Origin of the sequence: Bradyrhizobium sp. Ai1a-2 (genome assembly GCF_000426245.1) — a bacterium.
In the GTDB taxonomy this organism is placed as follows: Bacteria; Pseudomonadota; Alphaproteobacteria; order Rhizobiales; family Xanthobacteraceae; genus Bradyrhizobium.
This window is the reverse complement of the sequence record NZ_AUEZ01000153.1, coordinates 1-7,204: the sequence shown is the minus strand read 5'-3', so window position 1 is coordinate 7,204 and position 7,204 is coordinate 1. Positions and strand designations below refer to the sequence as shown.

6 protein-coding genes and 2 pseudogenes are annotated in these 7,204 nt (G+C 60.4%); 7 read left to right on the top strand and 1 reads right to left on the bottom strand.

The annotated features are described in order from the left end of the window. From K288_RS0141705 to K288_RS51630, 7 genes and pseudogenes are all read left to right on the top strand, one after another. The coding region (locus tag K288_RS0141705) for an IS3 family transposase (protein ID WP_027584684.1) at positions 1-317 on the top strand (317 nt) is incomplete at its 5' end. A gap of 148 nt (positions 318-465) precedes the next feature. Next, positions 466-765: a TrbC/VirB2 family protein gene (locus K288_RS0141700; RefSeq protein WP_027584683.1), complete on the top strand. Its 300-nt coding sequence runs from the start codon at positions 466-468 to the stop codon at positions 763-765. After that, a complete protein-coding gene (locus tag K288_RS48665) occupies positions 765-1,055 on the top strand; it encodes a VirB3 family type IV secretion system protein (RefSeq protein WP_051335038.1) in 291 nt (96 codons plus the stop codon). The genes K288_RS0141700 and K288_RS48665 overlap by 1 nt, the downstream gene beginning before the upstream one ends. Next, positions 1,009-1,446: pseudogene (locus K288_RS51650) on the top strand (conjugal transfer protein TrbE); the annotation flags it as partial. The gene K288_RS48665 and the pseudogene K288_RS51650, both read left to right, overlap by 47 nt. 2,765 nt (positions 1,447-4,211) lie before the next feature. Then, positions 4,212-4,649 carry a hypothetical protein gene (locus tag K288_RS53220; RefSeq protein WP_152535955.1) on the top strand — a complete coding sequence of 146 codons (438 nt, stop codon included), beginning with the start codon at positions 4,212-4,214 and terminating at the stop codon, positions 4,647-4,649. 1,467 nt (positions 4,650-6,116) lie between these two features. Further along, the gene (locus tag K288_RS48660) at positions 6,117-6,410 is read left to right on the top strand and encodes a hypothetical protein (protein WP_343209658.1); all 294 of its coding nucleotides are present in this window, start codon (positions 6,117-6,119) and stop codon (positions 6,408-6,410) included. A 79-nt stretch (positions 6,411-6,489) separates the two neighbouring features. After that, positions 6,490-6,648, top strand: a pseudogene (locus K288_RS51630) (IS630 family transposase); the annotation flags it as partial. 253 nt (positions 6,649-6,901) lie between these two features. Here the strand turns inward: K288_RS51630 and K288_RS0141670 are convergent. Further along, positions 6,902-7,204 (bottom strand): transposase (locus tag K288_RS0141670; protein ID WP_027584680.1); only part of this gene is annotated, 303 nt, incomplete at its 5' end.

Below are 7,204 nucleotides of genomic sequence, written 5' to 3'. Positions count from 1 at the left end.
AGCAACGACCGCAGGCCGGATTGATCCACCACTCCGATCGCGGCGTGCAGTATGCCTCTTGCGACTATCGCGCGGCGCTGTCGGCGGCCGGAATCGTTGGATCAATGAGCCGCAAAGCCGACTGCTACGACAATGCCCCAATGGAGAGCTTCTTCCATACCCTCAAGACCGAGCTCGTTCATCATCGCAGCTACAACACCCGCGCCGAAGCCCAGCGCGACATCTTCGCCTTCATCGAAGGCTTCTACAATCGAACCCGGCTCCATTCCGCCATCGGATATATCGCCCCGATCGAGATGGAGCTAAAAGCAGCTTAACCCTGTCCACTTTTTCGGGGGAAGATCAAGACCCCGCCCGGACTTCCAAACACCGCCCTCCGTCCTTGACCTTGACGAGACTTCCATATGTCCATTCGACTGCGTCTATGCGTGCGTTCGCGCCTTCTGTTCGCTCAGCGGGTTTCCTCTGGTCAAGCTCGGCGCGGCCTCGGCTTGCATGCTTCTCTGTGTCTCGGCGGCGCACGCCGCGGGTTCAGGCATGCCATGGGAAGCCCCGCTCGAGCGCGTCGTCGAATCCGTGCAGGGGCCTGTCGCCAAGATCGTCGCCGTCACCATCATCACCGTGACCGGCATATCGCTCGCCTTTGGTGACACCTCCGGCGGCTTTCGGCGAATGGTCCAGGTCGTGTTCGGCCTCTCGATCGCCTTTGCTGCGAGCTCCTTCTTTCTTTCGTTCTTCTCCTTCGGCGGCGGAGCATTGATCTGATGCGTGCGGAAGGATTCGAACTCGTGCTCCACCGTTCGTTGACGGAACCGATTCTGATCGGCGGCGCGCCGCGTGCCGCCGCCATCCTGATCGGAACCCTGTCGGCCGTGCTGGCGCTCGGCTTGCGGCTTTGGCTGGTAGGCCTCGTGCTCTGGGTCATCGGACACAGCATGGCCGCTTGGCTCGCCAAGCGCGACCCGGCCTTCGTCGAAGTCGCCATTCCAAGCACAAAGGGCAGCTCGCATGCTGAACTTGAGAGAATTCCGCAGCCATGCGTATCGGCCGGCTGATTGGCTGCCATGGGCATGCCTGATCGCTCCAGGCGTGATCCTGAACAAGGATGGCAGCTTTCAGCGGACGATGCGCTACCGGGGACCGGACCTCGACAGTGCCACCGAGGCCGAGCTGATGAGCGTCGCCTCGCGCGTCAACAACGTTCTGAAGCGTTTTGGCTCAGGCTGGGCTCTCTTCTTTGATGCCACGCGCATCCCGGCTGGCGAGTATCCGCGGTCAGAGTTTCCGGATCCGGTGTCCTGGCTGGTTGATGAGGAGCGACGTGCCGCTTTTGCGGGCGCCGCCGGTGCATCATGGGAAGATCCGTCACGACCCGGTGGGCAGCATTTTGAGAGTGTGCTGCATCTGACCTTGATGTACTTGCCGCCGGCCGAAAGGGTGTCGCGCCTCGAGGGCCTGTTCCTTGAGCGCCCTAAGGAGAAGGATCGCGCGGCGAAAAGAAGTCGGCTCCTTCGTCGCGGTCCATCGATCGCCAATGCTGGTCAAGACGAAAGTCCGGCAAAGGACCACATCGGCAACGCCGATATCGAAGGCCAGCAAAGGCCTGAGAGAAGCGAGCAGGGCTACCGGGAACATCTTGAGCGGTTCGTTCAGGAATCCGCAGCGCATCGTCCGGATCATCCGTATCGATGCCCGGCCGGTGTCGCAGCTTTTCAGCGCCGGGAGCGCCTCATGACGACACGGTTGGATCAGGATCCGCCGGAGCCGCTGGAATTGCGGACACGGCCGAGGCCGGTTCGGCGCCTCAACAGGCGTGCCCTCATGATCGGTTGCGCGATCGCCGCGCTGCTCATTGCCGGGACGACGCTCATTGCGCTCCGACCGCGCCCGTTCAAGTCGGCGGAGCGGGCAGAGCTTTATAATACCGACCGCAAGCAGACCGCCGAGGGGCTAAGCAAGCTGCCGAAGTCCTATGAGGACCTGCCGCCATCGACGCCGCGGCTTGGACCGCCGTCGCCTGGGGACATCGGCCGGGCCTTTGCCGAAAATGAGAAGAAGGCCGGCGTAGCATCGGACGCGGGCTTTCGGACCAACCCGGAGGAAGATGCCGAACGGGCCGAGCGGATCCGCCAAACGCGGATCGCTCAGCAGGCAAAGGAGTCGGGCTTGTTCGTCCGCCTGTCGGAGAAGCAGGAGAAGCGCAAGCAGGCTGGCACGACCGAAGTGCCGGCGGCTTCGCCATCCGCGTTCCGGCCTTCGGTGCCTGATACAGGCCCCTCCGCTGCCGATCTGGCTAAGGCGGCGCAGGCGATGATCGACAGGTCCAGCGAGATCATTCCTTCCTCACAGGCGCGAAAGCTTGCCTTTGTGGGTGAGAAAGCCGACACGGAAACCACCAATCCCCATGCCCTCAAACCACCGCTATTCGCCGATCTGACCTGTCCCCAAAACGCCGACTGCCCCGCTCACTCGGCGAAGAGGCGCATCGGGCGCCAAGTTCCGCGGGGCCTGCTTCCGGACCACGGGCTGGGCGGGCCGGAGCCGACACGGGACAGATTTTTGTGTTGGTGGAGAAGCGCCCATGACCCCGCAAGCTAAACTGTGTGTCGTGCTGAGAGGTGTGCTGGATGATGCTGTCCGGATGGTGCCGGAAGCAAAGCGGACGTCATCGTTGAAGGCATGCCTCGCCGAAAAGGTATTAACTCTGGCCGCAGGGGGTGAATCGGATCCTGCTGTCTTACGGCGGCGTGCCGTGCGGGCGGTGTTGGAATGTTGTCCGAGCTGCTACGGGTGTGAAGGGCACGTCCGACCCGTGCAGCCGTCTGCGCGAAGATGATCTAAATCGAAGATGATCTAAATCAAAGCCAAAGGTGAATTTAGTCGCGCTATGTTGTCGGTGTGCCGAGTGGTCTTTGGGCCATTGAGGCTGCGACATCCGGCCTCCCAGGCACGCCGAACGTCGTCAACTTCGACCTTCCTCATGCGGTTCTAAACGGCTTAAGTGGAGTGTTGGATGAGATTTGAGGAGGGGCCAACTGAGCGTAGGAGCGTCGTCCTGTAATTCGGCAGGGCCTGATCATACAGAAATTCTCCGCACGCGAGCCGCGCAATGCCGCGGCAAGCTGCGAAGACTGGTTTGTCCGGTAGACAAACAGCAACTGCTCGGCTCTCAGATGAATGGCTTCGGTTCGCACAGCTACCGGTGCTCGGCTCAACCGAAGACCCCCGCAGGAGGGAGCCTCGCGAAGGTGCCGCTGTCAGGCGTCCAGCGGTTCACTGAGGCGCGCACCGGCGGCGGGCAGAACGCTATCACGTCACCCTGCCGGCTTGTGCTTTGCTGATGTGCGACCTCTTTGCTGATGGAGCTTCAGCCCCCTGACTCCACGGTCGGCCGAGAGGGAGCACGGCCCCGGTGCGGCGCGCCCAACAGTCGCACCGGGGCACACGACCTGGAGCGGAATATGACTCGAAATACTTCAGCCTATTACCGCGCCAAGGCGGAGGATTGTCGCGCGGAGGCTGAGCGAGCGAACAGTCGACTCGGGAAGGAGTGCTGGCAGTTCTTCGCCGAAGAATGGCAAAAGCTCGCCGAGGACGTCGAGAGACTCGAAAATCAATGATACCTTACGTTGGAAGATTTTAGAAACGGCCCGCGAGCCCTTCGTTGGCCGTAAACCTGCGCGAGCGCGCAGGACAGACAAAAGGCTGCTGACTTCCAGGTGGCTCAGCAACGACCTCGATCTGCAATCTATTCATGCTTCAGCAATCAGACAGACAATCCTACGAATTTCTCCAAAAACCAGATCGAGGCGGGACGTATCGGGGGTGGGCGCCGAAGCCCCGAGAAAAACGGTTCTGGCGGATATCATGCAGCCGGTTGTCGGCCTTGAGACAATTTGTGCACGTGATGCTACGCACGATTCGAACCGCTCGAAGATACTTGTATCAAGCGCTTGCAGAAGCGCCGCAATTTCAGTTCGGCACGCTGTTTGCTTCATACAAGGAGCATCACGAAGCCACGGCGATGCAGGGGCGGACACAGCGCGTGTACGCAGCGCCACTACTCTGCGCGCCGCCTCTTCTACTCTCTGAACCCGACCGGCACGAAATGGCATATTGGGACGGGTGCCACTCCGATCGCACTCGCTCACTTAGGAGCATCCGCTGCGCCCCTAAACGGCAATCAAATTTCAATCGTTGGAGGTAGCTCTATGAGTGAAACGGAAGCCGCTTCGAAGACTTCGTTTTCGACTCCCGAATGGCTCAAATCACTCGGCGAGATGCCAATCAAGCTATTCGTGTGGACATCAAAGGAAGCGTTACGATTGGCGGCTTCCTGTCTGCAGGACCAGGTCACTTACCTGAAAGGTCTTGCCGGCTGCACAACGCCTTCCGAAGCGCTGAAGTACCAATTGGAGTCTGCGCAGCAGATACTTGATAGCCTCGACATACACTCGCGATCGAGTAATAAAGCAGCAGGGTCGATCAGAGCTGCTGCCGCCAACGGATCCCCCGAGCAGGGATCGCGAGTGTCCTCGGCAGCCAGCGGGCGGCTCCGGCGCGCAAGTCCCTCCGAAAAAGAGGCGCCGGAGCCGTCCCGTTCTCTTGAACACGAGAACACGACAGCTCCCCGCGTCAAGCCGACATAAATGCCGCAAAGCCATATGACGGATCTCTCGCCGCAGGTGCGCTGGTAGGCGAGTTTCTGAACGAAGAAAAGTCAGATCAGTGCACACCATGCAGGAGAATTGATGAGATGAAAGCCCCCTTCGCCGCTATGGCGCTAGCTCTCCTTAGCGCTCCGGCCTTCGCCCAGTCCATCGAGTATGGGAAGGACCGGTTAGGCTCTGAAATCGGTAACTTCTCTCTGCCGGCGAACAGCGTTCCTGAGAACTGCCAGGGCGCTTGCCAGGCCAATTCGGGCTGCGCGGCGTGGACCTTCGCGCGCAGTGGTTGGCAAGGTGCAACTCCGCGCTGTTGGTTGAAGAACGCGGCGCCGGCACCAACGGACAATTTCTGCTGCGTGTCCGGCCGTAGGTAAGCGCCGTGGCAGCTTGTATGAATGGGCGAGCGGACGATTCTGGGTGAAAGCTTGCCGCATGCACGTTCCTCCAGCATCGTTTCGCAGAAGTCGGGCAAGTCGACCGACCGACGCCTCAGCCAGCTTGCTAGCGATACGCCAACGTTCTCCGATCTCGTTCGCGGCCGCCCATCCGCGATGCCCTTACCGGAGGCGACACGGTGCCTCTGGTGGCTACCGCTCCGCCGCTCAACGCCCTTCCAGCGGTGGGGCGGATAGTCGCTTCCCAGCTCAGAGCAGATCGGTTTTAAAGGAGGGCCAACGAAAGAATGCGCGCCCGCCGTCTTAGGCACGTGCGATTTGCGCTCGTCTCGTCTTCGCGAGCACGTGCCGTTCGCGGTGGCAGTGCGCGCCCGATCTAGGCGAATAGTTTGCCAGACTACTTTGGTTGAGAGAGCAGGTCAGACGGGCTGAACTCTAGTTCCGATAAGCTCCTGGCGGGAATTCAAGGCTCACCGGGAGCAGACCCCCTATAGGGCATCAAATGAGGCTGCACTTCCACCGCGTCGATAATCCTGTGGGTGAACTGGAAATTTGGAGTGCGAGCAGCGGCGGCTTTTCGTTCGTGATCAGCAAGGACAGTAGCAGCGGTCCTGGACTTCGCGGGGGGCGGCCGGGGTTTGTCGCTTCTTGGCGCCCTTTCCATTTCAACTCGACTGCCGTCAGGGTGGGTGGATCACCGTTCCGCACCTTTGCTGAAGCCGAGAAAGCTTGCGAGGTCATACTGAAGCACTTGATGGATGATAGAGCGGGATGATCACGTTCCCTGGCGGCATCGACGGCCCAGACAACGACGAGCCATTTTGCACTCAGCGGGACGGACTGACTTTTGCACCGTGACAGTCTGCGAAATTCGTTGCCGATCGAGGGGGCTTACGAGTAGATTGGGCGGTGATGTTTGGGACGGATGGATCGCAAAACATGATCAGGAAGATCATCGTCACGCGTGCGAGAAGGAAAACACGCCGGGCATTTTGACTGCCCCCGTCACTCCACCGGGCGACACAGGCGGTGGCGGCCTAAGACCAGAGGCACCATGGAAACTCAAGTCGGTAAAGATATGATCGATGGCGTTGAGCGGCTAACGAAGCTTGAACGGGGAGGCCGCTCGCGGGTGGACCACGACGAGAAAATGGCCGGCCTGCGTGCGCACCGAAATAACATCCGCCGATATCGCCGCCTGCTGCAGACCAACTTGTCGGAGTTCGAACGCCAGTTCATCGAGAGGCGTCTCTCCGAGGAGCGCAAGGCATTCGAACTCCACGCGGCAGCCACTTTCCCGTTCGCCTTTAACTTTACGACAACCGGGCCGATGCGCTGGTCCAGCTAGTCCGCCCCAGCGCGGGCTCGACCGGCTCGAAGTCTAGTACCCGCTTTCCTTGGAACGTGAGTCGTGATTCAAGGTCGGGATGAGACCGGAAGCAAGAGAAGTCTGCCTTTCGAGCAAAGATCGCAAGGTGCTGGAGGCGTGTTGTCGCTCACCGATGACATTGCAGCGCGATTTGAAGCGGGCGCGGATAGTGCTGTTGGCGGCGGACGGGCGCAGCACCCGGTCGATCGCCAAGGAATTTGGGTCCAGCGCCGATCGTCAGCCTTGAGACAATTCATGCACGCGACCCACGATTCGAACCGCTCGAAGATACTTGTATCAAGCGCTTGCAGAAGCGCTGCAATTTCAGTTCGGCACGCTGTTTGCTTCATCTGGAAGGACATGACCGAGCAATAGGTGATGTAGAGGCGGCTCCAACGTCTTTGATACCCGCGTTGAGCCGCCTCTTGATACTCTCTGAGTCCGACAAGGATGAGCGACTATCTGGATTGTCAAGTTGCATTGGCGTATTGGATGCGCGCATCGCGTGCTTTTGCGTTGAGGATGACGAGCAGTTTGCGGGCGAGGGCGATGCGGACCACCATTTTTTCCTTGCCGGCCTTGAGCAGCCTATCGCGGAAGGCTTGCAGCTTCCGATCGTAGCGGGCGGCAATAGCGGCGACCAGGAAGAGGATCGAGCGGACGCCGGCGCGGCCTCCGCGGGTGGGTCGCTTGCCCTTTCGCTTGCCACTGTCATTGGCGGTCGGAGCGAGGCCGACGAGCTTGGCAATGGCTTTGTTGGAGATGACGCCGAT